22 protein-coding genes are annotated in these 25,510 nt (G+C 71.8%); 7 read left to right on the forward strand and 15 right to left on the reverse strand.

All coding sequences use genetic code 11. The annotated features are described in order from the left end of the window. Window positions 1-165: 165 nt before the first annotated feature. From ACGFNU_RS34840 to ACGFNU_RS34870, 7 genes are all read right to left on the reverse strand, one after another. Window positions 166-1,143, reverse strand: a complete 978-nt coding sequence (locus tag ACGFNU_RS34840; RefSeq protein ID WP_392600706.1) for an FAD-dependent monooxygenase — start codon at window positions 1,141-1,143, stop codon at window positions 166-168. Continuing rightward, window positions 1,140-1,958 carry an FAD-dependent monooxygenase gene (locus ACGFNU_RS34845; protein WP_392600708.1) on the reverse strand — a complete coding sequence of 273 codons (819 nt, stop codon included), beginning with the start codon at window positions 1,956-1,958 and terminating at the stop codon, window positions 1,140-1,142. Before ACGFNU_RS34845 ends, ACGFNU_RS34840 begins: the two co-directional genes overlap by 4 nt. Continuing rightward, a complete protein-coding gene (locus ACGFNU_RS34850) occupies window positions 1,955-2,872 on the reverse strand; it encodes an amidohydrolase family protein (RefSeq protein WP_392600710.1) in 918 nt (305 codons plus the stop codon). The genes ACGFNU_RS34845 and ACGFNU_RS34850 overlap by 4 nt, the downstream gene beginning before the upstream one ends. Beyond that, on the reverse strand, window positions 2,869-4,521 hold the full coding sequence (locus ACGFNU_RS34855) for an AMP-binding protein (RefSeq protein WP_392600712.1): 1,653 nt from the start codon (window positions 4,519-4,521) through the stop codon (window positions 2,869-2,871). Before ACGFNU_RS34855 ends, ACGFNU_RS34850 begins: the two co-directional genes overlap by 4 nt. Further along, entirely contained in the window at window positions 4,518-5,429 is a 912-nt protein-coding gene (locus ACGFNU_RS34860) for a VOC family protein (RefSeq protein ID WP_392600714.1), read from the reverse strand. The genes ACGFNU_RS34855 and ACGFNU_RS34860 overlap by 4 nt, the downstream gene beginning before the upstream one ends. A 1-nt stretch (window position 5,430) precedes the next feature. Next, the gene (locus tag ACGFNU_RS34865) at window positions 5,431-6,276 is read right to left on the reverse strand and encodes a fumarylacetoacetate hydrolase family protein (protein WP_392600716.1); all 846 of its coding nucleotides are present in this window, start codon (window positions 6,274-6,276) and stop codon (window positions 5,431-5,433) included. A gap of 200 nt (window positions 6,277-6,476) precedes the next feature. Beyond that, window positions 6,477-7,169, reverse strand: a complete 693-nt coding sequence (locus tag ACGFNU_RS34870) for a hypothetical protein (protein WP_392600718.1) — start codon at window positions 7,167-7,169, stop codon at window positions 6,477-6,479. Window positions 7,170-8,206: 1,037 nt separating this feature from the next. Here ACGFNU_RS34870 and ACGFNU_RS34875 point away from each other — a divergent pair. Both ACGFNU_RS34875 and ACGFNU_RS34880 read left to right on the forward strand, forming a co-directional pair. After that, window positions 8,207-8,491, forward strand: coding sequence for a hypothetical protein (locus ACGFNU_RS34875; protein ID WP_392600720.1), 285 nt, complete (start codon window positions 8,207-8,209; stop codon window positions 8,489-8,491). 6 nt (window positions 8,492-8,497) lie between these two features. Then, on the forward strand, window positions 8,498-9,220 hold the full coding sequence (locus ACGFNU_RS34880) for a hypothetical protein (RefSeq protein WP_392600722.1): 723 nt from the start codon (window positions 8,498-8,500) through the stop codon (window positions 9,218-9,220). Between the two features lie 40 nt (window positions 9,221-9,260). Here ACGFNU_RS34880 and ACGFNU_RS34885 read toward each other — a convergent pair whose 3' ends face one another. The 3 genes from ACGFNU_RS34885 to ACGFNU_RS34895 form a co-directional block, all read right to left on the reverse strand. Next, the gene (locus ACGFNU_RS34885) at window positions 9,261-10,520 is read right to left on the reverse strand and encodes a PucR family transcriptional regulator (protein WP_392600724.1); all 1,260 of its coding nucleotides are present in this window, start codon (window positions 10,518-10,520) and stop codon (window positions 9,261-9,263) included. 14 nt (window positions 10,521-10,534) lie between these two features. Further along, window positions 10,535-12,040, reverse strand: coding sequence for a bifunctional 3-(3-hydroxy-phenyl)propionate/3-hydroxycinnamic acid hydroxylase (locus ACGFNU_RS34890; protein ID WP_392600726.1), 1,506 nt, complete (start codon window positions 12,038-12,040; stop codon window positions 10,535-10,537). A gap of 201 nt (window positions 12,041-12,241) precedes the next feature. After that, on the reverse strand, window positions 12,242-12,850 hold the full coding sequence (locus tag ACGFNU_RS34895; protein WP_392600728.1) for a TetR/AcrR family transcriptional regulator: 609 nt from the start codon (window positions 12,848-12,850) through the stop codon (window positions 12,242-12,244). 83 nt (window positions 12,851-12,933) lie between these two features. Between ACGFNU_RS34895 and ACGFNU_RS34900 the strand changes: the two genes are divergently transcribed. The 5 genes from ACGFNU_RS34900 to ACGFNU_RS34920 all read left to right on the forward strand — a co-directional run bounded on the left by ACGFNU_RS34900 (window position 12,934) and on the right by ACGFNU_RS34920 (window position 20,907). Then, window positions 12,934-14,847, forward strand: a complete 1,914-nt coding sequence (locus ACGFNU_RS34900; RefSeq protein WP_392600730.1) for an acyclic terpene utilization AtuA family protein — start codon at window positions 12,934-12,936, stop codon at window positions 14,845-14,847. Between the two features lie 56 nt (window positions 14,848-14,903). Continuing rightward, the gene (locus tag ACGFNU_RS34905; RefSeq protein WP_392601200.1) at window positions 14,904-16,436 is read left to right on the forward strand and encodes an acyl-CoA carboxylase subunit beta; all 1,533 of its coding nucleotides are present in this window, start codon (window positions 14,904-14,906) and stop codon (window positions 16,434-16,436) included. Between the two features lie 11 nt (window positions 16,437-16,447). After that, window positions 16,448-18,475, forward strand: coding sequence for an acetyl/propionyl/methylcrotonyl-CoA carboxylase subunit alpha (locus tag ACGFNU_RS34910; protein ID WP_392600732.1), 2,028 nt, complete (start codon window positions 16,448-16,450; stop codon window positions 18,473-18,475). Then, window positions 18,472-19,626: an acyl-CoA dehydrogenase family protein gene (locus ACGFNU_RS34915; RefSeq protein WP_392600734.1), complete on the forward strand. Its 1,155-nt coding sequence runs from the start codon at window positions 18,472-18,474 to the stop codon at window positions 19,624-19,626. Before ACGFNU_RS34910 ends, ACGFNU_RS34915 begins: the two co-directional genes overlap by 4 nt. A 99-nt stretch (window positions 19,627-19,725) precedes the next feature. Continuing rightward, window positions 19,726-20,907, forward strand: a complete 1,182-nt coding sequence (locus ACGFNU_RS34920; RefSeq protein ID WP_392600736.1) for an RDD family protein — start codon at window positions 19,726-19,728, stop codon at window positions 20,905-20,907. Here the strand turns inward: ACGFNU_RS34920 and ACGFNU_RS34925 are convergent. The 5 genes from ACGFNU_RS34925 to ACGFNU_RS34945 form a co-directional block, all read right to left on the reverse strand. Continuing rightward, the gene (locus ACGFNU_RS34925) at window positions 20,904-21,506 is read right to left on the reverse strand and encodes an AAA family ATPase (RefSeq protein ID WP_392600738.1); all 603 of its coding nucleotides are present in this window, start codon (window positions 21,504-21,506) and stop codon (window positions 20,904-20,906) included. The genes ACGFNU_RS34920 and ACGFNU_RS34925 overlap by 4 nt on opposite strands. Beyond that, window positions 21,503-22,567 (reverse strand): enolase C-terminal domain-like protein, encoded by a 1,065-nt coding sequence (locus ACGFNU_RS34930; RefSeq protein WP_392600740.1) that lies wholly within the window; start codon window positions 22,565-22,567, stop codon window positions 21,503-21,505. The genes ACGFNU_RS34925 and ACGFNU_RS34930 overlap by 4 nt, the downstream gene beginning before the upstream one ends. 152 nt (window positions 22,568-22,719) lie before the next feature. Further along, window positions 22,720-23,022 carry a hypothetical protein gene (locus tag ACGFNU_RS34935; RefSeq protein ID WP_392600741.1) on the reverse strand — a complete coding sequence of 101 codons (303 nt, stop codon included), beginning with the start codon at window positions 23,020-23,022 and terminating at the stop codon, window positions 22,720-22,722. A 93-nt stretch (window positions 23,023-23,115) separates the two neighbouring features. Continuing rightward, entirely contained in the window at window positions 23,116-23,550 is a 435-nt protein-coding gene (locus ACGFNU_RS34940) for a hypothetical protein (RefSeq protein WP_392600743.1), read from the reverse strand. A gap of 301 nt (window positions 23,551-23,851) precedes the next feature. Continuing rightward, a complete protein-coding gene (locus ACGFNU_RS34945; RefSeq protein WP_392600744.1) occupies window positions 23,852-25,345 on the reverse strand; it encodes an LCP family protein in 1,494 nt (497 codons plus the stop codon). Window positions 25,346-25,510: the final 165 nt, after the last annotated feature.

Genomic DNA, 25,510 nt, shown 5'->3' on the forward strand with positions numbered 1-25,510 from the left:
AGTTAAGCCCCTCAGCGCCGATGGTACTGCACGGGAGACTGTGTGGGAGAGTAGGACACCGCCGGACACCTTTTGGTAGAAAGGCCCCGCCATTACGGCGGGGCCTTTCTCATTTCCGGAGACGGCGACCCGACGGCGTTCCTTTAATGATCGGCGACATGGCGCTCAATCCTGGTCGTCGGCCGGGCCCTTCGACGAGCCGGTGCCGAGGATCTGGTCGAGGGCGGCCGTCAGGTCCTGCTCCGGGGTAGGGGAGGCGGTGTGGGCGCGCCAGGCTATGAAGCGGTCGGGGCGGACGAGTACGGCTCCGCCACGGTCGTGGCCGCGGTTGCGGGTCCAGGCGGAGCGGGGATCCAGGAAGTCGCCGTCCAGGTGGCCCAGGCGTACGGCGTCCACGGGGACGGACGTGGGGAGCGTAGCGGCCGCCTTGCACCACGCTTGACCGTCCTCGCCGGTGATGAGGAGAAAGCATCCGGGCCGGACCAGGTCATGGACGGAGAGACGCCGGCCGTCCGGTGCGTCCAGCCAGGCGTGCGGCAGGGGGTGGCCTGGGCGCGCGGCCGGCTGGTAGATGCGGATGGGGTCCGGGTTGGCCGGGACGGCGGTGCCGTCGGGCACCACAGCCGTCGAGGTGTACGTGTAGCCGTACTCGATGTTGTGCTCGTCGAACTCCATGGACTGGCTCGCGATGAGGCGACGCACCTGGCGTGCGTGTGCTTCGTCCTCCGGCAGGCCGCTCCACAGGCGTCGTATCCGGCGCCAGTTGGCGTCGGCGCCGGCGTCGGGTGTGATTCCCACGGCCTCGCCGGCCACCAGGTGGTTCAGGGCGTTCTCGACGGAACGTTCGACGTTGCGAGCGGTGACCGGGCGGCGCTCCGGCTCGTAGGTGTCGAGCAGACCCTCGGCGGCGTGACCGTGCAGGACGGCGGCGAGCTTCCACGCCAGGTTGGCCGCGTCCTGGATCGCCGAGTTGAGGCCGAGGCCGCCCGTCGGCGGATGGCGGTGCGCGGCGTCGCCCAGCAGGAAGACGCGGCCGTGCCGGAACCGTTCGGCCACGACGCCCTCGATCGACCAGCGGGTGATGACGTGGACGTCCAGGGGGTGGTCGGCCAGGCCGAGGGCGGTGCGGAGGTCGGCGATCACCTGGGCGTCGTCGAGACCGCGCGGGTCGTCGGACGCGTAGTCGAGGTGGACGACCCATTCCTCGGACTCGGGTCCCCAGCGGTCCGGCCCATCGGGACGATCGTGGCGCCGCCGCCGGTATGCGGCAGGAGGAGCCAGCGGATGAGGACCCCCGGGTCACGCGCCCAGGCCGACAGGTCCGCGGACAGATGGACGGACGCGATCCGCATCAGGTCGCGCGGCCCTTCGAGGGAGATCCCGAGGGACGGACCGACGGTGCGGCCGCCGTCACAGGCGAGCAGGTAGCGGGCTCGGACCTGGTAGGTCGTGCCGGAGCCGTGGTCGGTGACGGACGCGACGACGCCCGTGCCGTTCTGCCGGAAGTCCGTCAGTTCGTGGTGGAAGCGCACACGGCCGGGGGCGAGTTCCTCGGCGCGGGCGCGCAGGAGCGGTTCCAGGCGGAGCTGGGGCAGGTTGGCGGGCCGGTACGGGCTCGCCGCGGCCCATTCGTGGGAGAGACCGCCCGCGCCCCACGACTCGATCAGCCCGAAGCGCCTGCCGTGGTCCTCGTCCGGCCCGGCGAGGCCCGCGTACCAGCCGGAGTACCGCATGTTCTCCGGCGGCGTGCTCCGCTCGTAGACGGCGCCGGCCAGGCCCAGGTCGGCGAAGACCTCCATCGTGTGCTGGTGGAGCACGTGCGCCTTGGGCAGGTGGGACGTCCCCGGCCTGGCGTTGATCAGGAGCGTGTCGATGCCCAGGCGCGACAACGACATCGACGCGGTCAGCCCGGCTCCGCCGCCACCGACGATGAGGACGTCGACGTCAAGGTCGATCATGACGAGACCCCTTCGAGACGGCGGAAGAGAACCCGCGCGTTGCGGCCGATGGCCTCGTCCGCCGCGATCGGCTCGTTGAAGTAGGAGACGGCGAGCTCCGGCGCGAACGGCCAGTCGCTCCCGTACACGACATGGCCGGGCGGCGGGAACGACGACAGCGACGGCAGCGCGGCCGGGCTGGACGACAGGGCCGTGTCGAAGTAGAAGCCGGCCAGGCCGGCCAGGATGAGGTCGAGATCGCGGCCCGTCTCGGCGAACAGGGCGATCGCCAGGCGGTGCGCCGCGTACGGAACGAAGCCGCCCGCGTGGGCCAGGATGAAGCGGATGCCCGGGAACCGGCGGGGCACGTCATGGCGCACGAGGTTGTACGCGGCGCGCGTGGTGTCCAGCAGGAAGTCGGCGGCGAACGGCGGGATGCCGGGTGCCGCGGGCCCGGGCAGCTCGGCGGGGTGCACGAACACCACCGCGCCGCGCCGGTCGAGCTCGGCCATGAGCGGGTCGAACGCCGGGTCGCCCAGATAGACGCCACGGCTGTTGGCCAGCAGCACCACTCCGTCGGCCGACAGGTCGTCCAGCGCGTACGCCGCGGCGGCGACGGCGCCGTCCACGTCGGGCAGGGTGAGCGTCGCGAACAGCCCGAAGCGCTCGGGATGGTCCTTGACCAGTTCGGCGCCGTACTCGTTGAACTCCCGTGCCGCCGTGGCGGCCTCGCGGTCGTCGCCCAGATGGACGCCCGGTGTGCTGAGCGAGAGGATCGCGGTGGCGATGCCCTGCCGATCCATGAGCTCCAGTGCCAGGGCCGGGCTCCATTCGGGCAGCTCGCGGCCACCGGGCGCGGTGATCCCGTGGTCGCGCAGCCAGGCGGCGTACGCGGCGGGCACCATGTGCTGATGAACGTCGATCCGGCCGATCATGAGTTCTCCTCCGTCATCCGCCGGACGGCGTCCGCCACCAGCGCGGGCTTGAAGATCTTTCCGATCGAGGTCGTCGGCAGCTCGTCCACCACGTGGACGGCCTTGGGCGCGGCGGCGGGCTCGGGCGCATGCGCACGGGCCCACGACAGCAACTCGTCCTCGGCGATCGGTGCCGAGGTCGTCACGAACGCGACGGGCAGCTCACCGGCGTGGTCGTCGGGCCGCCCGACGACGGCCGCGCCGGTGACGAGCGGGTGGGCCAGCAGCGACTCCTCGACCGGCCTGGGGTCGATGTTGTGGCCGCCGCGGATGATGAGGTCCTTGGCGCGTCCGGTCAGGTAGACATAGCCGTCGGCGTCCACCCGGCCGAGGTCGCCGGTCAGCAGCCAGCCGTCGACGACCTTCCCGCGCGGATCGGGTCCGTCCGGTCCGAGATAACCGGGGAAGACCGCGGGGCCGCTGATGGCGAGCTCGCCCGTCTCGCCCGGGGCGCAGTCACCGGCCGGACGTTCGCCGGCGTCCCTCCGTACCGCCTTGATCCGCTGGTAGGGGAGCCGGAGGCCGGCCGAGCCCGCCCGCGGCGCGAACGCCGGCGTGGCGGCGCTCGCGCACGTCGCCTCGGTCAGCCCGTATCCCTCCAGCATCGGTACCTTGGCGTCCGACTCGAAACCCGAACGCACCCGTTCGGGCAGGGGCGCCGCGCCGACCGCCCCGGCCCGCAGGCTGGAGATGTCCACGCCCTCCGGCACCGGCGGCAGCGCCGCGTACACCGTCGGCACCGCCGAGAACGAGGTGACGCGGAAGCGCTCGACGATCCGCCAGAAGCCGGCCATGAGCGCGCGGTCGCGGTAGCCGAGCGGCCCGAGGCTGACCACCGGCCTGCCGTGCATGAACGGCCCGAGCCCGGTCACGTGCACCGCGTTCACGTGGAACAGCGGCAGGCCCGCGAGCGCCACGGCGTCGCCGAGGAACGCGCCGGTGCAGCCGAGCGCCCACGCCATGTAGACCTCCATGGCGTGGGTGTGCGGGGCCACCTTGGGCGTTCCGGTCGTGCCGCCGGTGTGGAAGTAGGCGGCGAGGTCGCCGGGCCGCGGCCGGCGCGCGGTCAGCAGCCGGTCACCGGGCCGCCCGGCCGCGAGGTCGCCGAGATCGAGGACGGCGCGGACGGCGGGAAGGCGTTCGGCGACGCGCCGCGCCTTGTCCGCCAGTTGCGGGACGGTGACGATGATCCGCGCCTTGGTGAGCGAGAGGATGCCGGTGATGTGGTCTTCGGCGAGCAGCGGATTGACCGGGTTGGCGATCCCGGCCGCCTGGGCGCCGAGCAGCGCCGCGTACGTCCACCCCGTGTTGGGCAGCAGCAGGCCGACGACCTCGCCCGGCCGCAGACCGGCCGCCAGGAAGGCGTTGGCGGCCTGGTGAACGTGGCGCAGCAGATCGCCGAAGGTCCAGGTGTCCGGCTCGGACCAGCCGCGGCCGTTCTCGCCGAGCAGGTGCAGGGCAGGCGAGCCGGAACGGGCGCCGGCCGTACGGAGGAGCAGCTCGTACGTGCTCGCGGGAAGATCGCGGTCGGCGAGCGGAACCCGCTCGACCAGCGGCAGATCCTCGGCGCTGAGCACGAGGGGCCGATCGCCCTCGGTGTGGTGGGTCATCCGCCGTGCGCTCCCGCCATGAGCGCCGCCAGGTCCTCGGGCTCGATGAACGAGGGCGGCACGGGCGGGCCCCAGTCGTAGAGCGCCCGCATGTCCGTGAAGACCTCGGGCTTCCAGATCGCGTCGTCGACGACGCAGTCCAGGTCGCTGTAGTACTCGGAGAAGTTGCCCGCGGGATCCTTCAGGTACCAGAAGAAGTTGGAGCCGATGTGGTGCCTGCCGAGCCCCCAGACGTGCCGTTCGGGATGGCCCTCCAGCATGCGGTGCGCGCCGCGGCCGATCTCGTCGACGTCCTCCACCTCCCAGGACGTGTGGTGCAGGAACGGGACGGGCGCGGGCTGCACCAGCACGTTGTGGTGGTCGGTGGAGCAGCGCAGGAACGCCGCGACGCCCGGCACCTCGTCGCTGACCTTCAACCCGATGCCCTCGGTGAAGAACCGCCGGCTCGCCTCGTGGTCGGTCGAGCCCATGACGACGTGCCCCAGCTTGCGGGGACGCACAGGCGTCTCCCGGAGCACGCCGGGCGCCCGGCCGTTCGCACGGGACACGCGTCCCGGCCCGTTGTAGACCGGCGGGGGCTCCTCGGCGCGGACGATCCGGCCGGCGATCTCCACCCGTACCCGCACCGCCGTGCCCAGGTCGGTGACGGTGCCGCCGGCGTCGAGGGCGAGGTCGAGCCGGGCGAGAGCGGCACGGATCCGGCCCAGGTCGTCGGGGTCGTCCACCCCGATGCCGAGCTCGACCAGCCGTCGCGTGGGGGAGTGGACGAGGCGCAGCTGCTCGCCGCCGTCCACCGTCGCGAAGGTGTCCGCTCCGGCCGGGGCGAGCCCGAACTCGGCGTAGTACGCGGCGGTCTCGGCGACGTTGGGCACCCCGATGGTGATGCCGGTCAACCGGTGCATGGCCATGTCAGCCCTCCACAAAGGTCGTGCGGAGGGCACCGACGCCCTCGACGAAGCTCTCCAGGCGGTCGCCGGGAGCCAGGAACCGCGGGGGAGTGCGCGTGCCGCCGATCCCCGCGGGCGTCCCGGTGAAGATGACATCGCCGGGCAGCAGCGGCGTGATCGCCGACAGCGCCTCGACCAGCTCCGGGACGCTGAAGATCATTTCCTTGGTGCGGGCGGCCTGCATGCGCTCGCCGTTCAGGTCACAGCCGATCTCCAGGTCGTCCGGGTCGGCGAACTCGTCGGGCGTCACCAGGAAGGGCCCCATCGGCCCGAACCCGGGATAGGACTTGCCGAGCGAGAACTGCTGGGGCTGCGGCGGCGCGAGCTGGGTGAGCCGTTCCGACAGGTCCTGGCCCACGGTGAGGCCCGCGACGTGATCCCAGGCGGCCGCGGCCGTCACCCGGCGGGCCGGGCGGCCGATGACCACGACGAGCTCGGCCTCCCAATCGGTGAGACCGTCCTTCGGCAGAGCGACCGTGGCGTCCTGGCCGGTCAGGCATGTCACGAACTTGGTGAACACCGGCGGCCGCGCGGGCCGTCCGGAGACATCGATCCGCGACTCCTCCGCGTGGTCGCGGTAGTTGACCCCGATGGCGAACACCTGCCGCGGAGCGGGCGCAGGAGCTCCGAAGTCGGCGTCCTCGTACGGGACGGCGACCCCCTCGGGGACCCACCCGCGCAGCTCGTCCCAGCACTCGTACAGGGCCTGCGGATCAGACGGGAACCGCCCTCCACCGGCCTCGGCCAGGTCGATCGCTCCACCGTCGACGAGCACCACCGCCCGGCCGGCGAGGTTGGCAACACGCATGATTTCCGCCTCTCAGCTACAGGAACCTCTGAAGCCGATTCAACGACGTAGCGGAGCCCCCGGCTTGTGCTGCCAGCCCAAACCCCACCACCCGCTTGACCCGAAGGCCCGGCGCGGCAGGTTCGGCAGGCCCGCACGGCAGGCACCGCACGGCCCGCACGGCGTCGCGCTCAGGGCGGACGGCGGAGGTTTGGCGCCCTTCAGTCGTCTGTGGCGCCTTGCAGGTCGTTGTCCTCCGGGGGTTCGTCCCCTGGGGTCGTCTGGGCGAGCGCGATGCGTTGCCACGCTTCTTTCCATTCGCCCAGTTCGTCAGGGTGAGCGCCGCATGCGGTGATGAAGGACATGGCGAGTTCCAGCGCGGGCAGGGTGGTACGGGTTTTCAGGCCGGAGAACGTGGTGTGGGCGTATCTGCTGCCGACGGCCGCCGCCATCTTGCGGTACGAGCGATTGCCCTTGAGGACGCGGTATTCGAACATCGCCGCGATGAACTGCGCTGGTGTGGTCGCGTTACGCGGATCGGGGCGCGGCGTGCGGTTGGCGTCGTGGTCGGCGGTGCGTCGCAGAGAGCCGTGCCCTGCGGCGCCGTCAGGATCGCGCGGGCTCTCATCGCCGGCTTTGACGGCTGGCCCGTCAGGCGCGGGCGGCCGGGCTGGGGCGTGGGCCGCGCGGTCCAAGGGCTGTTCGCGGAGTGGGAACTTGGCGAACAGTTCCCCGGCGACCTCGACCGAGACCGCGTCGGCGCCGCAGTCGATGAGCAGGGCCTCGAGGACGTCCCAGCGAAACCCGAACTCCACTTCGCCGCGCAGGAACTCCTTGGCCTTGGCTTCGCTCAGATTGCGGCGGCGAGCCAGTTCGACGACCTCGTCCTGGTCGTGACCGTCCTTCAGCAGCACAGCCAGGATGATCAGCTTGAGCTTGTCCCGGTCACGACCCGGACCGGGGTAGGCGAGTTCCAGACGCCGCCGCAGGCCGGCCTTGGTGGGGCCCGAGCGGCTCTTCCGCCTCCAGAACCACCGCTTGACGCGCTTGAACCCGTCGCGCATGGCAGGCCCGATTCACCTGGTCAGGGAATCGGCGGACCGGGGCGGGCATGGTCGCCCGGGGCGATGCGAGACAGGTGGTGCCGGTGCCGGCGCGATGACTCGCGCGGTTGCGGACCGCTGCCGGGCAGCGGACTGGACCTGGATCAGGTACGCGAAGTAGACGTCACTGTGCATCTGCGATCTGCTTTCTCTTTTGGAAGTGATGTCTCGGGACTCGACCGGGCGGATATGGGGGAACGATGCGCCACTGTCCGGATTGGCGGTCCTTGGGTGGCTTACACGAATCATGACCTATGTGATCCCGAAGGTTAGGGCCTTTCGGTCGGATGCCATGGCCTTTTGGGCAAAACCGAACACCGTGCGGTATCCGGCCGCCCCTCACCAGCCCTTGGCGCCCGCCGCGCCGGCGCCGTTCAGTTCCGTGTACAGCGTTCAGTTCCGTTCAGCCCTGCCGGGCCGGAATTTCGAGTAATAATCAGATGGGGAGGAGCTGTGTCATGTGACACATTTCGCAACTTTTCCCTCGGAAGGGTGGCTCTTCGACCGGGCGGCCCGACTGGCGGCGGCGGCCCCTCGCCGCAACGACCCTGTTTGGCGGCAGGGCGGCGAGGGTCCGCCGTCCCCTCCGCCCGGCCGGTGCCGGCTCGCCTTCGTCCCAGCCGACCCTGTTGCAACAAACCGGGACATTCCGGTCACCGGCGTGGCCTGGTGCCAGTCGATTGGCCGGTGTGACGTGTTCGGCGTCGTACAGATGACCATTCTCTTTGTCCGAATTTGGTGTATCCGGCTCTCGGTAGCCTCTGGTCCTTCAATGATTCTGGCGTGGGCGCTCTTCCGGCCGCCCCTTTGCCCCTCCAGCCAGAAAGCCATTGCCCGACATGCCGATCATGGCTGCTCACTCCACGCCCGCGATCAACGGGCGTCCGAAGTGGTGCCAGAAGCCGGGCGGGCCGATGTCAGGGCGGCGAACCGCGGCCGGATCCCAGCACCCGCCGACCGGCCCCCGGTCCGCGGACGAGGCGATGCTCGCGATGGTCCTCACCGTCACGTGGCGGCTGATCACCGGCCGCCGCCTGACTGACCAGGCCACGCTCCTGCATGACCTGCCCCGCGACCAGCTCATCGACTTCTGGGCCGACGATCACAACGCACCCCATCGTCCAGACAGGTAACCCGTCATGGTCTTGATCAGTACCAGCGACACCATCTGGTCCACGTCCGGTGTCCTGCACCACGCGATGCTCGCTGCCGACATCGTCGGATTCGGCCGCCACGACCCGGCGATCCACTCCTACCTGCACACCGCGCTCTACCGGATCATCACCGAGTCCCTTGCCGAGATCGGCGTCTCCCTGGACGCCTGCCACCGGGAAGACCGCGGCGACGCCGTCCTGGTGATCGCCCCCGCCGACATCAGCGTCGAGCCCCTGCTCGGGCGATGGCCGCACCACCTGCGCGCAGCGCTCCGCCACCACAACCAGATCTCCGCGGCCACCGCGCAACTGCGGCTGCGCATCGCGGTCAACGCCGGCTACGTCCGGTATGACGGCCACGGCGTGGGCGGCCGCGCCGTGCTGCACCTCTTCCGGCTCCTGGACACCGCCGCGTTCAAGACCGCCCTCGACGACCACCGCGCCGACCTCGGATTGATCACCTCGAACTACCTCCACCAGGAGATCATCCGAGACGGCCCCGGCCTGATCGATCCGGCGGCCTTCACCGCGATCACCGTCGACTCCAAGGAGACCCACGGCCTGGCATGGCTCTGCCTGCCCGCCCCAGCCTTCGGCGCCGGCCCGACGCCACTCACCCCGTCCATCGTGTGCGCACAATCTCCCGTCCCGCCGCCCCGTCTCCCGGCCGGCAGGGAAGCGCGCGGCCGCAGACCACACCGGCAGTAAGCGCGGTGCGGGGTGCGAGTGGGGGATGGGAGGCAGGGGGTTAGGGGAGGGTGCGGGCTATTTCTAGGGCCAGGCGCACTTCTAGTAGGTCGCCTGAGAGGGGTTTGCCCAGTAGTTCCTCGGCGCGCTTGACGCGGTATGTGACGGTGTTGCGGGCTATGTGGAGGAGGGCGGCGGCTTCCTGCGGGCTGCGGGCGCAGGCCAGGTAGACGCGCAGGGTCTCGCGCAACTCGCGGGCTCGCTCGTCTGTTCCGTACAGGCCGCCGAGCGTCTCCTCGGCGAACCACCGCGCCTGCTCTTGGTCGGCTGTGAGCAGGGCGGTCACTCGCACGTCGCTGAAGCAGGTCAGGCGGGCCCCTGCGGCGAGTCGTTCGGCTTCCAGCGCGCCGAGGTGGCTGCGGCGGAATCCCGCTACGCCGTGCGCGATCGGGCCGGCGACCAGGCGGAGCCCGTCCGGCACGTCCAGCCGTTCGCGGAGCGATCGTTCGGTCTCGGCGGGGCGGGCCGGCCAGCTGGTCCATGCCCACAATTCGGCCGTCCCGGCGGGGATGATGAGCACGCCGTCGCCGCCCACCGCCCGCGCGGCCTCGACGGCGAGCCGGCGCAGGTCCTCGGCGAGGGTCTCCAGGGCGTCGGCGTTCACCAGGAACGCCTGGTGATGGCGGGTGAGGTCGTACCCGAGCGTCCGGCTCGCCGCCTCGGCCGTCACGCTCCGGGCGGCCACGACGTCCTCGACCACCCGGCGCCGCGCCGCCTCGGTGCTCGACCGCCACCGGTCGCGTTCGGCGATGTACTCCTCGGCCATGCGGCTGGCGTGCACGTCGGCGTAGGCGAACAGCAGGTCGCTGACCCGGTGGTGCTCGGCGAGGCGCACCGGCTCGGGTTCGCCGTCGACGGCGTCGATCAGCGCCCGGTGCAGGAGCGCGTGCCCGAGCCGCACCCCGCGCAGTACCCGGTCGAGCGGCACGCCGCGGCGGACGAGGTCGGCGTTGCCCTGCACGGTCTCCTCGGGCACCATGGCGCCGTCCGGCGTGACGTCGTGGCAGAGCCCGACCAGGGCCGCCAGCACGGCGGCCTCCACCGAGCGGCGGAACGTCTCGAACGGCGACGGCCCGCCGCCGTACTCGGGGATCTGCCGGACGACCTCCTCGGCCATCACGCGGGCGGTCTGCCCCGCCCAGCCGATCGGGCCGTCGCCGAGGCTGTCGCGGGCGATCGCGACGGTCACGGGGGAGGCGACCGGCGGACCCTGCGGTTCGGTGGCGCGCAGCCGCAGCAGCCATCCGGACGTGTCGTTCACCCCGTCACCTCCGGTCACGCGCCGCCGAGCGCGGCGCGCAGGTCGCGGACGAGCCCGCCGAGACCGGCCGGGCCCGCCGCGCCGAACACATGGAAGTCCGGCCGGACCACCATCGCCTCGCGGCCCGCCTGCGCCAGGAACGCCCGGTAGGTGCCGTCGACGTCCGAGGAGTCGTCGAGCCGCATCGTCCTCGCTCCGAGTCTGGCACAAAAGGCCAGCTCATCGGGCTTCAGGAGGCCCCGTGGATCGGCCATGGACAGGAGCGAGAAGCCGGGCCCCACGACCTCGTCGAAGAGCCCGACGCGGCCGTTCCGGGCGACCCGGCCCTGGGGGGACAGCCGCCCGGCGAGTTCGTCGTGGTGCCCTGGTCGGATGAGCCCGGCCGTCAGCGGCAGCCCCGGCAGGTCGGTGATCACCGTGCCGCCGCCGGCGTTCATCTCCTCGTCCCGTACGGCCGCGGCGGCCGCGTCCGGCATGCAAATGATCTTCCCGAGCTCGATGGACGTCTCGATGACCGCTCGGACGTGGGCACCGCGTTCGGCTCCGTAGGTGTCGAGCAGCGCGGAATCGGCGCGCCCGGTGATCACCAGGTCGAGCTTCCAGGCCAGGTTGGCGGCGTCGCGGACGCCCGCGCACAACCCCTGCCCGGCGAACGGCGGCATCCGGTGCGCGGCGTCCCCGGCGATCAGGACGCGGCCGTCTCGCCAGCGATCGGCCCAGGCGGCCTGGAAGGTGTAGACGGCGTGCCGTTCCAGCGTGGCGTCCGCCGGGGTGAGGCCGAACGGGGCGAGCAGCGCCCACGCGGCCTCCGGCCGGTCGAGGTCCTCCTTGCGCTCGCCGGGCAGGCACATGAACTCGAATCTGCGGCGGCCGGGCCCGCCCGAGACGACGGTCGTGGGCCGCGCCGGGTCGCAGATCTGCAGGTTGACCGGCTTCCAGCGGCGTTCGGTGCGCGGGACGAGGTCCACGACCAGCCAGTCGTAGAAGAAGCCCAGGTCGGTGACCGAGGTGTCCATGAACGAGCGGACCGTGCTGCCCGCGCCGTCGCAGCCGACGACGTGGCCGGCGTCGATCGTCTCGCCGGTGCCGAGCGTCAGCGTCACCCGTTCCGGCGTCTGCCGCACGTCGGTCACGCGCGCGCCGCGCCGCACGGTCACGCCCAGCTCGCCGGCCCGCTCGGCGAGCAGATCCTCCAGGGCGGGCTGGCTGAACATGCTGGTCCGCGGCCAGCCGGACGGGCCCGGCGTGTCCCATTCGAAGCGGAGCAGGACCTGGCCGGAGGCGTTCTGCCATTCGTACTCGTCCGCCGGTTCGCTGATGTCGCCGAGCCGGTCGCCCAGGCCCGCCGCGGCCAGCAGCCGCGCCACCTCGTCGTCGAACGTGACGGCCCGCGGCAGTCCGTACGCCGCCGCGTGACGTTCGACGATCACGACCCGGTGCCCGCGCATGGCCAGCGAGACCGCCGTCATCAGCCCCACGGGCCCGCAGCCGACGACGGCGACATCCCAGATTTCACCCATGGGCGCATTGAAATCGGGAGGACGGCGACCCGCTTGGGCCGCCAGCCCAAACGACTGATCGGCTTTGCGTCCCTCGCCTGAACGGCGACTGGAATCGGCACTACACCCCTGACTGAGTCATTGCTCGCCCACGCCCGACTCAGCGGCCCGGTGTCCGGCTCAGCTGGTCCGGCGGCCGCTCTCAGTGGCCTGGTGTCCGGCTCAGCGGCTCAGGGCCATGTCGAGGGTGATCGCCCATTGCTGGAGGAGGCGGGTGCGGCGGGCGGAGTCGTCGGTGAGGAGATCGGCGAGCCCGAGGCCGCGGACGAGGTCGAGGGTGGCCTGGACGGTCTCCCGTACGCCCGGCGTGCTCTCGTCCACGCCCAGTGCCTCCACGGTCAGGCGGTGGGCTTCGCGGCCGAAGCGGGCCTCCATCGGGACGACCTGGGCGCGGAGCTGCTCGTCGGAGCTGGCCGCGACCCACAGCTGGAGCGCGGCGCGGAAGAGCGGGCTGGTGTACATCTCGCCGAGCAGCGTGAGCACCTCCGGGGTGGAGGGCCGTTCGCCGGCGAGCACGTTCAGGCGCTCGCGCATCTGGTCGACGCGCACGTCCGAGCCGTATTCGACGGCGGCGGTGACCAGCTCCTCGCGGGTTCGGAAGTGGTGCTGGGCCGCGCCTCGCGAGACCCCGGCGCGTTCGGCCACCACGGCCACGGTCGTGCCGGTCCAGCCGACCGAGGCCAGGCAGTCGACGGCCGCCTCCAGCAGCCGCCGCCGGGTGGCTCGGCTGCGGTCCTGCCGGGGCTCGCGGGGGATCGCCTGCGTGGTCATCCCGTTCAGTCAACCAAACGTTCGGCCTGGAAAACAATCAAGCGCGATTGATTTTTTTGAGGGAGCCTGGCAGTGTTCGGGTCATGAGTCGACCGTTGCGGATCGGTAACGCCTCGGGCTTCTACGGCGATCGCTTCACCGCGATGCGGGAGATGCTGGAGGGCGGCCGCCTTGACGTCCTGACCGGCGACTATCTCGCCGAGCTGACCATGCTGATCCTCGGGCGGGGCAAGCTGAAGGACCCCGGCGGCGGCTACGCCACCACGTTCCTCCGTCAGATGGAGGACGCGCTGGGGCTCGCCGCCGAGCGCGGCACGAAGATCGTCACGAACGCGGGCGGGCTGAATCCCGGTGCCCTGGCCGCAAAGCTGCGCGAGCTCGCGGACCGCCTCGGTGTCGACGTGAAGATCGCCCACGTCGAGGGTGATGATCTTTTGCCTCGCGCCAAGGAGCTCGGGCTCACCGACTCCCGCTACGGGCAGCCGCTGACCGCGAACGCCTACCTCGGCGCCTGGGGCATCGTCGAATGCCTCAAGGCGGGGGCGGACATCGTCGTCACCGGCCGCGTCACCGACGCCTCGCTGGTCGTCGGCCCGGCGGCCGCCCATCACGGCTGGTCGCGCGACGACTGGGACGCTCTCGCCGGTGCCACGGCGGCCGGGCATGTGCTCGAATGCGGCGCGCAGGCGACGGGCGGCAACTACGCGTTCTTCCAAGAAATCTACAATGTAAAGGCGCCGGGCTTTCCGCTCGCCGAGATCCACGCCGACGGCTCCAGCGTCATCACCAAGCACGAGGGGACCGGCGGCGGCGTCACGACCGAGACGGTCACGGCCCAGCTGCTCTACGAGATCGGCGGCCCCGCCTACCTGGGGCCTGACGTGACGACCCGCTTCGACACGATCGAGCTGAGCCGGGAGGGCCCCGACCGTGTCCGCCTGAGTGGCGCCAAGGGCTCGCCTCCGCCCGCCACCACCAAGGTCTGCCTCAACCACCTCGGCGGCAACCGCAATGAGATGACCTTCGTGCTCACCGGTCTCGACATCGAGGCGAAGGCCGAGTTCGCCAAGGCGCAGCTCGAGGCCGCCTTCGGCGACAGCCGTCCGGCCAGGGTCGAATGGACGCTGATCGGGACCGCCAAGCCCGACCCCGCCACCCAGGGTGAGGCCACCGCACTGCTGCGCTGCGCCGTCGTCGACCCCGATCCCGACAAGGTCGGCCGCACGTTCAGCGGCGCCGTCGTCGAGCTCGCCCTGGCGGGCTACCCCGGCTTCACGATGACGTCCCCACCGGGCAAGGGCAGCCCGTACGGCGTCTACACACCCGCGTTCGTGCCGAACGAGGAAATCGACCACGTGGCCGTCCTGCCCGGCGGTAGTCGCGCCGCCATTTCGCCCGCGGCGGTCACCGCTGCCGCTCCCGCTCCGATCACCTCCGCATCCGATCCAGTGGCCCCCGATTCCATTGTTGAGAGTCCAGACGAGCCGGGGGAAGTAGAGCCGCGTTCTGTGGATAACCTCCCTCATCCCCCGGCCTCTTCGGCGCTCAGCTCTACGCCTGCCTCCGCTGGCACGCCCGCGTCCGCTGTTACGCCCACGCCTGCTGGCACGCCCGCGTCCGCTGGCGCGCTCGCGTCCGGAGTCGCGTCGGCTTCGGCGGGCAGTTCGACCGTGCGGGTGGCACTTGGGCGGGTCGCGGGGGCTCGCAGCGGGGATAAGGGCGGGGACGCCAACATCGGCGTGTGGGCCCGTACGGACGCGCAATGGCGCTGGCTGGAGGGCTTCCTCACCACCGGACGGCTGACCGAGCTGCTGCCTGAGACGCGCGAGCACAACGTCACCCGGCACCTCCTGCCCAACCTCCGGGCGGTCAACTTCGTCGTCGAAGGGCTGCTCCAGGAGGGCGTATCCGCATCGACCCGATTCGACCCGCAGGGCAAGGCGCTCGGGGAGTGGCTGCGATCCCGTCTCGTCGACATCCCGGAGGCAATCCTTTGACCCTCAAGAGCACGCTCGACCCGCGGAGCCCGGAGTACCGCGAGCGCCGCGACGCCATGCTCGCCAAGCTCGCTGACCTGGAGGCCGAGCACGCCAAGGCGCTGGCCGGCGGTGGCGAGAAGTACGTCAGCCGGCATCGCAAGCGCGGCAAGCTGCTGGCCCGCGAGCGCATCGAGCTGCTGCTCGACCCCGACTCGCCGTTCCTGGAGCTCAGCCCGCTGGCGGCGTGGGGGAGCGACTTCCCGGTCGGCGCGAGCGTGGTCACCGGCATCGGCGTCGTCGAGGGCGTCGAGTGCGTGATCGTGGCGAACGACCCGACGGTGCGCGGCGGCTCGTCCAATCCGTGGACGGTCAAGAAGAGCTTCCGGGCGTCCGACATCGCCCTGGAGAACCGGCTTCCGGTGATCAACCTGGTGGAGTCGGGCGGCGCCGACCTGCCCACCCAGAAGGAGATCTTCATTCCGGGCGGGCGGATGTTCCGGGACCTGACGAGGCTCTCGGCGGCCGGGATCCCGACGATCGCGCTGGTGTTCGGCAACTCCACCGCGGGCGGCGCCTACATCCCGGGCATGTGCGACCACGTCGTCATGGTCAAGGAGCGCGCCAAGGTCTTCCTCGGCGGGCCGCCGCTGGTGAAGATGGCCACCGGCGAGGAGGCCGGCGACGAGGAACTGGGCGGCGCCGAGATGCACGCGCGCGCCTCCGGCCTGGCCGACTACATGGCCGTGGACGAGGCGGACGCGCTGCGGCTCGGCCGGCAGATCGTCAAACGGCTCGGCCACCGCAGGCTCGGCCCGGCGCCCGGCCCGGTGAAGGAGCCGCGGTACGACGCGGAGGAGCTCGCGGGGATCGTTCCCGAGGACCTCAAGACCCCGTTCGACCCGCGCGAGGTCATCGCCCGGATCGTGGACGGCTCGGAGTTCGACGAGTTCAAGCCGCTGTACGGAACGAGCCTGGTGACGGGGTGGGCGCGGCTGCACGGCTACCCGGTCGGGATCCTCGCCAACGCGCAGGGCGTGCTGTTCAGCGCGGAGGCGCAGAAGGCCGCGCAGTTCATCCAGCTCGCCAACCAGAGCGACACCCCGCTGCTCTTCCTGCACAACACGACCGGCTACATGGTCGGCAAGGAGTACGAGCAGGCCGGGATCATCAAGCACGGCGCGCTCATGATCAACGCGGTGGCCAACAGCAAAGTGCCGCACCTCTCGCTCGTCATGGGTGCCTCCTACGGCGCGGGCAACTACGGCATGTGCGGCCGCGCGTACGACCCGCGCTTCCTGTTCACCTGGCCGAGCGCGAAGTCCGCCGTCATGGGGCCGCAGCAGCTCGCCGGGGTGCTGTCGATCGTCGCCCGCGCCGCCGCCGAGGCGCGCGGCCAGGTGTACGACGAGGAGGGCGACAGGGCGATGCGCGAGATGGTCGAGTCGCAGATCGAGGCGGAGTCGCTGCCGTACTTCCTGTCCGGCCGGTTGTACGACGACGGTGTGATCGACCCGCGTGACACCCGTACCGTCCTCGGCCTGTGCCTGTCGGTGGTCCACAACGCGCCCGTCTCCGGAGCCGACGGCTTCGGCGTCTTCCGGATGTGAGCGAGCAACCCATGACCGAACAACCCAAGACCGAACAACCCACGACCGGACGGCCCATCGACCGACTGCTGGTGGCCAACCGCGGCGAGATCGCCCGGCGCGTCTTCCGGACCTGCCGCGACCTCGGGATCGGCACGGTCGCGGTGTTCTCCGACGCCGACGAGCGCGCCCCGCACGCCGCCGAGGCGGGCGCCGCCGTGCGGCTCGCGGGCGACGCCCCCGCAGACACCTACCTGCGCGGTGACCTCCTCATCGACGCCGCGAAGGCGGCCGGTGCCGACGCGATCCACCCCGGCTACGGCTTCCTCTCCGAGAACGCGGGGTTCGCGCGTTCGATGATCGAGGCCGGGCTGACCTGGGTCGGCCCGCCGCCCGCCGCCATCGAGGCGATGGGCTCGAAGATCGAGGCCAAGAAGCTGATGGCCGCCGCCGGCGTTCCGGTGCTGCCCGAGCTCGACCCGGACGCCGTGACCGAGACCGAGCTGCCGATCCTGGTGAAAGCCTCGGCGGGCGGCGGCGGACGAGGGATGCGCGTCGTCCGGACGCTCGCGGAGCTGCCGGACGCCGTGGCGGCCGCCCGGCGCGAGGCGCAGTCCGCGTTCGGCGACCCGGCCGTCTTCTGCGAGCCGCTGCTGGAGAACGCGCGGCACATCGAGGTGCAGATCCTCGCCGACCGGCACGGCACGGTGTGGGCGCTCGGCGAGCGCGAGTGCTCCGTCCAGCGCCGCCATCAGAAGATCATCGAGGAGGCGCCGTCTCCGGCGGTGAGCCCTGGCCTGCGCGCCGAGCTGTGCGCGGCCGCCGTGAACGCCGCCCAGGCGATCGGATACGAGGGCGCGGGCACCGTCGAGTTCATGCTCGCCCGCGACGGACGGTTCTTCTTCCTGGAGGTCAACACCCGCCTCCAGGTGGAGCACCCCGTCACCGAGTGCGTCTACGGGCTCGACCTCGTCCGCCTGCAGATCGAGGTCGCCGAGGGCGCGCCGCTGCCCGCCGCCGAGCCGCCGGCACCGCGCGGCCACGCGATCGAGGTACGCCTGTACGCGGAGGACCCGGCGGCCGATTGGAGGCCGGGCAGCGGGACGCTCCACACGTTCGAGGTTCCGGACGTCGACACCGCGTTCACCGTCCCCGCGTCCTACGGCCTGCGGCTCGACAGCGGCGTGGAGAGCGGCAGCGAGGTCGGGGTCCACTACGACCCGATGCTCGCCAAGGTGATCGCGTGGGGCCCGACGCGCACGGCGGCGGCCCGGCGGCTGCGCGCGGCGCTCACCGGCGCGCGCGTGCACGGCGTGACCACCAACCGCGACCTGCTCGCCCGGATCATGGCCGAGCCCGCGTTCCTCAAGGGCGAGACCCATACCGGCTATCTCGACGAGATCGGCCTGGACGTGCTCGCCGCGCCGCTGGCCGGCGAACGTGCCGTCCGGCTGTCCGCGCTGGCCGCCGCGCTCGCCGACGCCGCCGCCAACCGCGCGGCCGCCCGCGTGCAGGGAGGGCTCCCGTCCGGCTGGCGCAACGTGCCGTCCCAGCCGCAGCGCAAGTCGTACGAGGGGCCGGACGGCGCGATCGAGGTGTCCTACCGACTCACCCGCGACGGCCTCGTCGCCGAAGGGCACGACGGCGTGCGCCTGATCTCCGCGACGCCCGCCGAGGTCGCGCTGGACATCGACTGCGTCCGCCACGCGTTCGCGATCAGGGCGACCGGGGACGGGCCGGTGTTCGTCGACTCGGTCCTCGGGCCGGTGACGCTGCGCGGGCTGCCCCGGTTCGCCGATCCGAGCGACCTGGTCGCGCCCGGATCGCTGCTGGCGCCGATGCCCGGGACCGTCATCCGGGTCGAGATCGAGCGGGGCGCCGCCGTGGCCGACGGGCAGACGCTGCTCGTCCTGGAGGCCATGAAGATGGAGCACCGCATCGCCGCGCCGGCCGGTGGCACCGTCGCCGAGCTGAACGTCAGCGCGGGACAGCAGGTCGAGGCCGGAGCGGTCCTCGCCGTCATCGCCGAACCCACGACCGCCGAAGGGAACACCGCGTGAGCTTCATCGAGACCGAGGAACGGCGGGCGTTGCGCGCCGCCGTGGCCGAGCTCGGCGCCAAGTACGGCCCGTCCTACTACGTGGCGAAGGCCAAGAGCGGCGGCAAGACCGACGAGCTGTGGGCCGAGGCGGGCCGGCTCGGCTACCTGGGCGTGAACGTGCCGGAGGAGTACGGCGGCGGGGGCGGTGGCATCGGCGACCTCGCGGCCGTGTGCGAGGAACTCGCCGCCGCCGGCTGCCCACTGCTCCTCATGGTCGTGTCCCCGGCGATCTGCGCGACGATCATCGCCCGGTCCGGCACCGAGGAGCAGAAGAAGCACTGGCTGCCGCGGTTCGCCGACGGCTCGGTCAAGATGGCGTTCGCCATCACCGAGCCCGACGCCGGCTCCAACTCGCACCGCATCACCACCACCGCGCGCCGCGACGGTGACGGCTGGATCCTGAACGGGCAGAAGACGTTCATCTCCGGCGTGGACGAGGCGGACGCGGTGCTGTTCGTCGGCCGCAGCCAGGACCAGAAGGGCTCACTGCGCCCGTCGCTGTTCATCGTGCCGACCGACGCCCCCGGCTTCACGTACACGCCCATCGAGATGGAGATCGTGTCGCCGGAGAAGCAGTTCATCTGCCACCTCGACGACGTGCGGCTGCCGTACGACGCGCTGGTCGGCGACGAGGACGGCGGGCTGCTGCAGCTGTTCGCCGGGCTCAACCCCGAGCGCATCATGGCCACCGCCATGGCCGCCGGCATCGGCCGCTACGCGCTGGACAAGTCGACCTCGTACGCCAAGGAGCGGCAGGTCTTCAATACCCCGATCGGCGCCCACCAGGGCATCGCGCACCCGCTCGCGCAGGCCAAGATCGAGCTGGAGCTGGCGCGGCTGATGGGCCAGAAGGCGGCCTGGCTGTACGACGAGGGCGACGACATGGGCGCGGGGGAGGCCGCCAACATGGCCAAGTACGCCGCCGGTGAGGCCGCCGTCCGGGTGGTCGACCAGGCGATCCAGACGCACGGCGGCAACGGCCTCACCACCGAGTACGGCGTGGGCATGCTCTCCGGGCCCGTCCGCCTCATGCGGATCGCCCCGGTCAGCCGCGAGATGATCCTCAACTTCGTCGCGCAGCACTCGCTGGGGTTGCCCAAGTCGTACTAGGGATCCGGGTGGCCGGACGTGGCGACGGGCTGGCAGGGGTTGCCGGGAAAGCCTAAGATCCTGGGGGTTTCTGCCGTTCTGATCGCGTAAGGGGCACCCTTGCACGGCCCTCCGCCACCCCCGTTTCCCGCGCCGTACAACGCGCCGCCACCCGTCCCGGCGGGCGCTCCCACTCCCACCGCCGCGCCGCGCGGCAGGCGCCTCCTCGCCTGGTCCATCGACACCGGCCTGCTCGTGGTCGTGGCGGTGCTGCTCGGAGGCATGACGTGGGGACGGCTGCACACGTACGTCGTCCAGGACCTGCCGTCCAAGACGTTGTCGGCGACCGGAGCGCTCCTGATGTCGGGCGGGAACGTCGAGAAGGCCGCGACCGAGTTCGGCGCGGGCGTGTGGGACACGTTCGTCAGCAACGTCGAGCAGGCCCTCCTGCTCCTCGTCCTGGCCGAGCTGCTCCATCAAGTCGTCGGCCTCGCGCTGGCCGGGCGGACGATCGGCAAGGCCACGATGGACCTCCGCGTCCGGCACGCCGCCAATGAGGACGCCAAGCCCGGCATGGCACGTTCCTTCAAGCGGGCGCTGGTCACCACCGCGTCGGGCACCGGACTCTATGCGCTCGCCTGGGTGCTGCTCCTGGAAGGGCTGTTCTTCTTCGCTCTCCTGCTGTGGCTGGTCGCGGTGGCGTTCTTCCTGGCCAACAGCGTCCCGGCGCTTCTGGGCTCGCGGCGCCGTACGTTCGCCGACCTGGCCGCCGGCACGGTCGTCCAGCCCGCTCGCAGCTACGAGAGGGCCGTGGCGGCGGCACGCCAGGGCGCCGCGATCGCCTGGGACGGCGCCCAGAACGCCGGCCAGATCGCCCGCGAGAACGCGACCCGGGTCGTCCAAGCCGAACGGGTGCAGCAGGCGCTGGAATCCGAACGCGCCCGCAAGCTCCAGGAGCTCGGACGGCGCGCCGGCCGCCAGTCGGCCGACAAGATGCGCGAAGCCGCGGCGAGCGAACGCGCGCAGCAGGTGCAGGACGCGGGCAAACGCCTCGGAGGCCGCATCAAGAACGCCTACGAGGACCGGCGGGCGGGCAAGTCCCCCGAGCCGGAGCAAGCCGCGGCCCCGCTTCCCGGCGAGCAGCCCGCACTGCCCCCGCCGCAACCGTCCTACGGCCAGCCCGACTGGGCGATACCGGACCTGTCCGACCAACAGTCCTACGCGCAGCAGCCCTACACTCAGCAGCCCTACACTCAGCAGCCGTACACACCGCCGCCTGAGCCGCCCTCGCAGGCGTCCTAGAGGTCTGCGAGCTGGGCTTCCAGTGAAGTGGCTGCGGTCAGGCGGTTGTCGATCGCGCTGTGGGGGACCGGCGGCGCCTGGCCTGGCCGCATTCGTTCGATGAACGAGCCGAAGGCCGCGAGCTTGCCCGTGTCGCGCGGGAGGCCGCGTTCGGTGAGCCGGTGCCTGAGCGTCGCGGGATCGGTGCGGATCCAGACCAGCCGGACCGGGTCGCCGCCCAGCGCCGCGGCCCATTCCCGCCACCGCCCGGCGGAGTGGATCTGACCCGTGAACGGGCCGCTGAGCATCACCGGGCAGCCGTGGGAGCGGATCTCGCGCGCCGTGGCGGTCAGGCCCTCGTACTCGTGCCGCTTGACGTGCTCGTCGTACCACGGCCCCTCGCGTTCGCCCGGAGCGCGCCCGTACGCCGCCAGCGTCGCGGCGACGAACGGGCCGTAGAGGGTGTCCTTGTCGAGCAGCGCGGGGACGGGGCGCAGCCGGGCCAGCAGCAGCCGGCAGACCGTCGACTTGCCCGAGCCCGGCGGCCCGGCGACCACCCACGCCGTGCCGGGCTCCACCGGCCCGGACGGCGGCGGACCGGACGGCGGCGGACCGCTCACGCGTGGATGCGGACCTTGCGGCTCGCCAGCCGGACGATCCGTTCCTCGTCGATCTCGTGGCCGAGCCCCGGCTGCGTCAGCGGCACCCCCACCACGCCGCCGGACGAGCGGACCGGCGGGGTGACGAAGGCGGGCCCGCCCGCCGGATCGGAGACGTCGCTCGGCAGGTCGCAGCCGGGCAGCGCGGCGAGCGCCACCGCCGCGGCCTGGCCGATGCCGAACGGGCCGGAGCCGGTGCACCAGACCGCCCAGCCCGCTGCGTACGCCCGGTCGTGGGCGGCCCGCGCCGCCGTCAGCCCGCCCAGCCGGCCGATCCGCAGATTCAATGCGCGGCCCGCCTCCAGCGAGATCGCGGCGTCGAGGGTCTCGATGTCACCGATGTCGGGCGCGACCGCGGTGCGGATCAGGCGTTGCAGCCGGGCGTGCGGCACCAGATCGGCGGCGGGGAAGGGACGTTCGATCGCCAGCACGTCGTAGGCGTCCAGGCCCTCCAGCACCGCCATGTGCTCGGCGGACTCGCGGTAGGCGTGCCCGGCGTCGACGATCAGGGCCAGCGCCGGGTAGGCCTCGCGGATCAGCCGTACCGGCTCGATGTCCCAGCCGGGCCGGATGCTCACGGTGACGCGGGTGTGCCCGGCGCCGACGGCGCGGTTGACGCGGGAGACCACGGTCTCCAGCACGGGTTCGGGGCTGATCCGGGCGCCCGTCACGATCGAGGTGCGGGTGCCGCCCAGCGCGTGGGCCAGCGGCAGGCCCCGGGCCCGGCACCACAGGTCCCAGCAGGCGACGTCTATCGCGGCCGCGGCCGGGCGGTCGCCCAGCTCGGCGGCCGCCGAGACGTCCTCGGGCCGTTCCCACTCCAGGCCGATCAGCGCCGGCCCCATGCGCTCGGCGATGTCGGACCAGATCGAACCGGACGTCCCGGAGTCACCGCCGGCCAGCGCCGCCTCGCCCCAGCCCACCGCGCCGTCGTCGGCGGTGAGCCGCACGAGAATGCTCTCCGGCCGCTGCCCGCGCGGCATCGCCGCCCGGAAGGCATCGCAGCCCTGGATCTGAGGCACCCGAGCCCCGCCCTTCACGTCAGAGAAGTCGTCCCTCCCATGATCCCCCCTCCGGGGACCTGCGAAGACATCTCGGGTGTGAGAGCGGATCGGGCGGGCTCCCCTCGACGTTCCGCAAGCGGCGCTCAAGCGTGATGGACTCGCGCCGCTTGTCAGGCGGCGCCGGGGGCCTGGCGCAGGCTCCGGTCGACCAGGACGGCGGCCTGTTCGAGCTCGCGTGCGGGCGCGATGCGGTCGGCCCACGTCCACCAGAACCAGGCTTCGCCGTCGGTGTCCCGCTCGCAGACGATCGTGCCCGACCGGCCCGGCTCGGTGCGGTGGAGGACCTCCAGCCGCGGCCGGCCCCCGGCGGTGACCATCATCGTGAGGTGGCCGCGGCGGGTCAGCGCCTGGCTCAGGTCTTCCAGAGCCGCGAGCCCGGTGTCGGTGTCGGTGTCCTCGATCGTCTGCGTCATTTCCCGCCCCTGCGTCCTCGGTGTCAAGAGATGGGATGCGGGAAAACCGGCTCAGGTTTGCCGCGCGGCGGTGACGCTGATCTGACCACTGGGTCAGGCGCGCCGCCGGAACGTGCGCGACGGCCGCCGTTCGTAGCCGCCGTCGGCCAGCCCGGCCAGCCGTTCGAACGGGTTGTAGGAGGAGTGGTCGCCGCACACCGCCATGGACACGCCCGCGCAGGCCAGATAGGCGACGATCATGAACGGGCCGAGGCAGAACGCGTACTGGGTGGCGTGCCGTCCCTCGTGCCGGAGCAGCCGGGGACGGTCGAGGAGCTCGGCCGCCTCGCTCCGGACGAGGATCACGTTCCCGCACGTGAAGGCGGCCGCGTCGGGCAGCGGCAGCCGGTAGCCGCCCGCGACCAGCAGGCCGTCCGGCCCGCGCCGCACGCCCGGCCGCCGCGTTCCGGCCGCGATGAGGAGCAGCCCGAGCGGCGTCGACAGGTTCACGATGTTGACGACCTGGCGGACGCGGTGTGCCGGTCTCACACCGGATTCCTTCTCACACGGGATTTCTTCCCGCCTCGCACGGGATTCCCTCCCGCGCGGCCAGCGCCGCCCCTGTCCGATCCAGGCCACCCACGCCTAGGCCCCAGGCCACCCACGTCTAGGCGGGCCACCCCACGCCTAGCCACCCACGCCTAAGCCACCCACGCCTAAGCCACCCACGCCTAAGCCACCCATGTCTGGGCAGGCCGCGTCTGGGCAGGCCGCGTCTGGGCAGGCCGCGTCTGGGCAGGCCGCGTCTAGGCCAGCTGTGCTGTGTGCGCTGCGGGCGTGCCTGGGGCGTCTAGGAGGGGCAGGTTGCTTCTAGGGAGACCGGCTTGGACTGGGGGGCCTTGGTGGTGCGCGGGGAGGCCTGGCCGGACTTGCCCGAGGGCGTGTCCGGTGAGTCGGTCGCCGTGGCCGAGGGGGTGGCGCTCGGGCCGGCCTGGCCGCCTTCGACGGCCTTGGCCGCCAGCTTGCGGATGAGGGCGAAGTCCGGGTTGCCGGTGCTGATGAGCGGCGGGACGAACTGCAGGCTGTCGATCTTCGCCCCGCCCTTCACCTTGCCGGACAGCGAGATGAAGGCGGGCAGGAGCTCCTGCGGGATGTCCGTGGAGATCGCCCGCTTGGTGGCGGCGGCCAGCTTGTCGAACTTCAGCAGGACGGTCTGCGGGTCGGCCTGCTGGGCGATCGCCCGCATCAGGCACTTCTGGCGGCCCATCCGGGTGTAGTCGTCGCTGTTGGTGCGCGAGCGGCCGTACCAGAGGGCCTCCGCGCCCGACAGGGTGCGGTAGCCGGCCTTCAGGACGCGGTTCTCTCGGCTGTAGACGATGTCCTCGGGGATGCGGAACTTGATGCCGCCGACGGCGTCGACGATGTCGGCGAAGCCGCGCATGTCGACCAGCACGTAGTAGTCGACGCGCTGGTGGAGGATCCCGCTGATCGTCGCCTTGAGCAGCTCGGGACCGCGGTGGTTCTTGGTCACGCCGGGCACGATGTCGGGGTGCTCCTCGGCGTACTGGTACACCTCGTTGAGCAGGCCGGGGGTGCCGGGGCCGTCGCCGGTGAAGCCGTAGGGGAAGCGGTCGCGGGCGGGGCCCGGCGGGAGCTGGAAGCTCTCCAGGTTGCGGGGGAGGCCGAGCAGGACGGTGTCGCCGGTCTTGGTGTCGACGCTCGCGAGGGTCATGCTGTCGGTGCGCACGCCCACGCGGTTGGCGGCCGCGTCGCCGCCCAGGAGCAGCACGTTGACGCGGGACTGCCCGTTCCATGGGTCGTCGGTGTTGACGGGGCGGCCGTTGCTGTCGCCGGTGCGGAAGATGCTCGTCAGCGCGTCCTTGTAGACGTAGGTGCTGTGCGCGGCCCACGTCACGGGCACGGCGACGGCGAAGCAGAGCACCGTGACCGTCATGGTGGCCGTCGTCCGCGCGCCGATCGACAGCCCGTCGGGCCGGACCACCTGGTACGAGCGGATCACGATGGTCACCCAGACCAGGCCGAGCGCCAGGATGCCGATGGTGAACGTGTTGAGCCAGGTGGGCTGTACCGCCAGCCGGACCAGGTCGGGCTGGAAGACGATCGCCGTCACCGCGCCGGCGATGGCCAGCAGGGCGAAGACGCTGAGCAGGATCGTGCCCGCCACACGGCGGCCGGCCCATAGGTGGGCCACCCCCCAGACGAGTGCGGAGGCCAGCGTGAGCCCCAGGGCGCGCGGCAGCCCGCGGGCGGCGACGGGGTCGCCGGCCTCGGCGGGGGCGTCATCGTCCCGCTGGGCACGCCTGCCGGCCAATCGACTCGCCATGTACGCTCCGATCCCCCACCAGCGGTGAAATTAGGCTCCGTCCTACATTATGGACGCGTAAAACCGGACCGGGTTTACGTGGTAGTCGACCTAATGCTCGCTGTGCTGCTGTTATGCGCGACTTTTGACTAGAATATGCAATTCGGCGCCGGTTGGGGAGGCGGA

Origin of the sequence: Spirillospora sp. NPDC048911, assembly GCF_043198015.1 — a bacterium.
In the GTDB taxonomy this organism is placed as follows: domain Bacteria; phylum Actinomycetota; class Actinomycetes; order Streptosporangiales; family Streptosporangiaceae; genus Spirillospora.

Coding starts and splice junctions, on each gene's coding strand:
- ACGFNU_RS34845 (WP_392600708.1), bottom strand. CDS start 1,958: ATGATCGACCTTGACGTCGACGTCCTCATCGTCGGTGGCGGCGGAGCC.
- ACGFNU_RS34850 (WP_392600710.1), bottom strand. CDS start 2,872: ATGATCGGCCGGATCGACGTTCATCAGCACATGGTGCCCGCCGCGTAC.
- ACGFNU_RS34855 (WP_392600712.1), bottom strand. CDS start 4,521: ATGACCCACCACACCGAGGGCGATCGGCCCCTCGTGCTCAGCGCCGAG.
- ACGFNU_RS34860 (WP_392600714.1), bottom strand. CDS start 5,429: ATGGCCATGCACCGGTTGACCGGCATCACCATCGGGGTGCCCAACGTC.
- ACGFNU_RS34865 (WP_392600716.1), bottom strand. CDS start 6,276: ATGCGTGTTGCCAACCTCGCCGGCCGGGCGGTGGTGCTCGTCGACGGT.
- ACGFNU_RS34875 (WP_392600720.1), top strand. CDS start 8,207: ATGGCTGCTCACTCCACGCCCGCGATCAACGGGCGTCCGAAGTGGTGC.
- ACGFNU_RS34880 (WP_392600722.1), top strand. CDS start 8,498: ATGGTCTTGATCAGTACCAGCGACACCATCTGGTCCACGTCCGGTGTC.
- ACGFNU_RS34890 (WP_392600726.1), bottom strand. CDS start 12,040: ATGGGTGAAATCTGGGATGTCGCCGTCGTCGGCTGCGGGCCCGTGGGG.
- ACGFNU_RS34895 (WP_392600728.1), bottom strand. CDS start 12,850: ATGACCACGCAGGCGATCCCCCGCGAGCCCCGGCAGGACCGCAGCCGA.
- ACGFNU_RS34900 (WP_392600730.1), top strand. CDS start 12,934: ATGAGTCGACCGTTGCGGATCGGTAACGCCTCGGGCTTCTACGGCGAT.
- ACGFNU_RS34905 (WP_392601200.1), top strand. CDS start 14,904: ATGCTCGCCAAGCTCGCTGACCTGGAGGCCGAGCACGCCAAGGCGCTG.
- ACGFNU_RS34910 (WP_392600732.1), top strand. CDS start 16,448: ATGACCGAACAACCCAAGACCGAACAACCCACGACCGGACGGCCCATC.
- ACGFNU_RS34935 (WP_392600741.1), bottom strand. CDS start 23,022: ATGACGCAGACGATCGAGGACACCGACACCGACACCGGGCTCGCGGCT.
- ACGFNU_RS34945 (WP_392600744.1), bottom strand. CDS start 25,345: ATGGCGAGTCGATTGGCCGGCAGGCGTGCCCAGCGGGACGATGACGCC.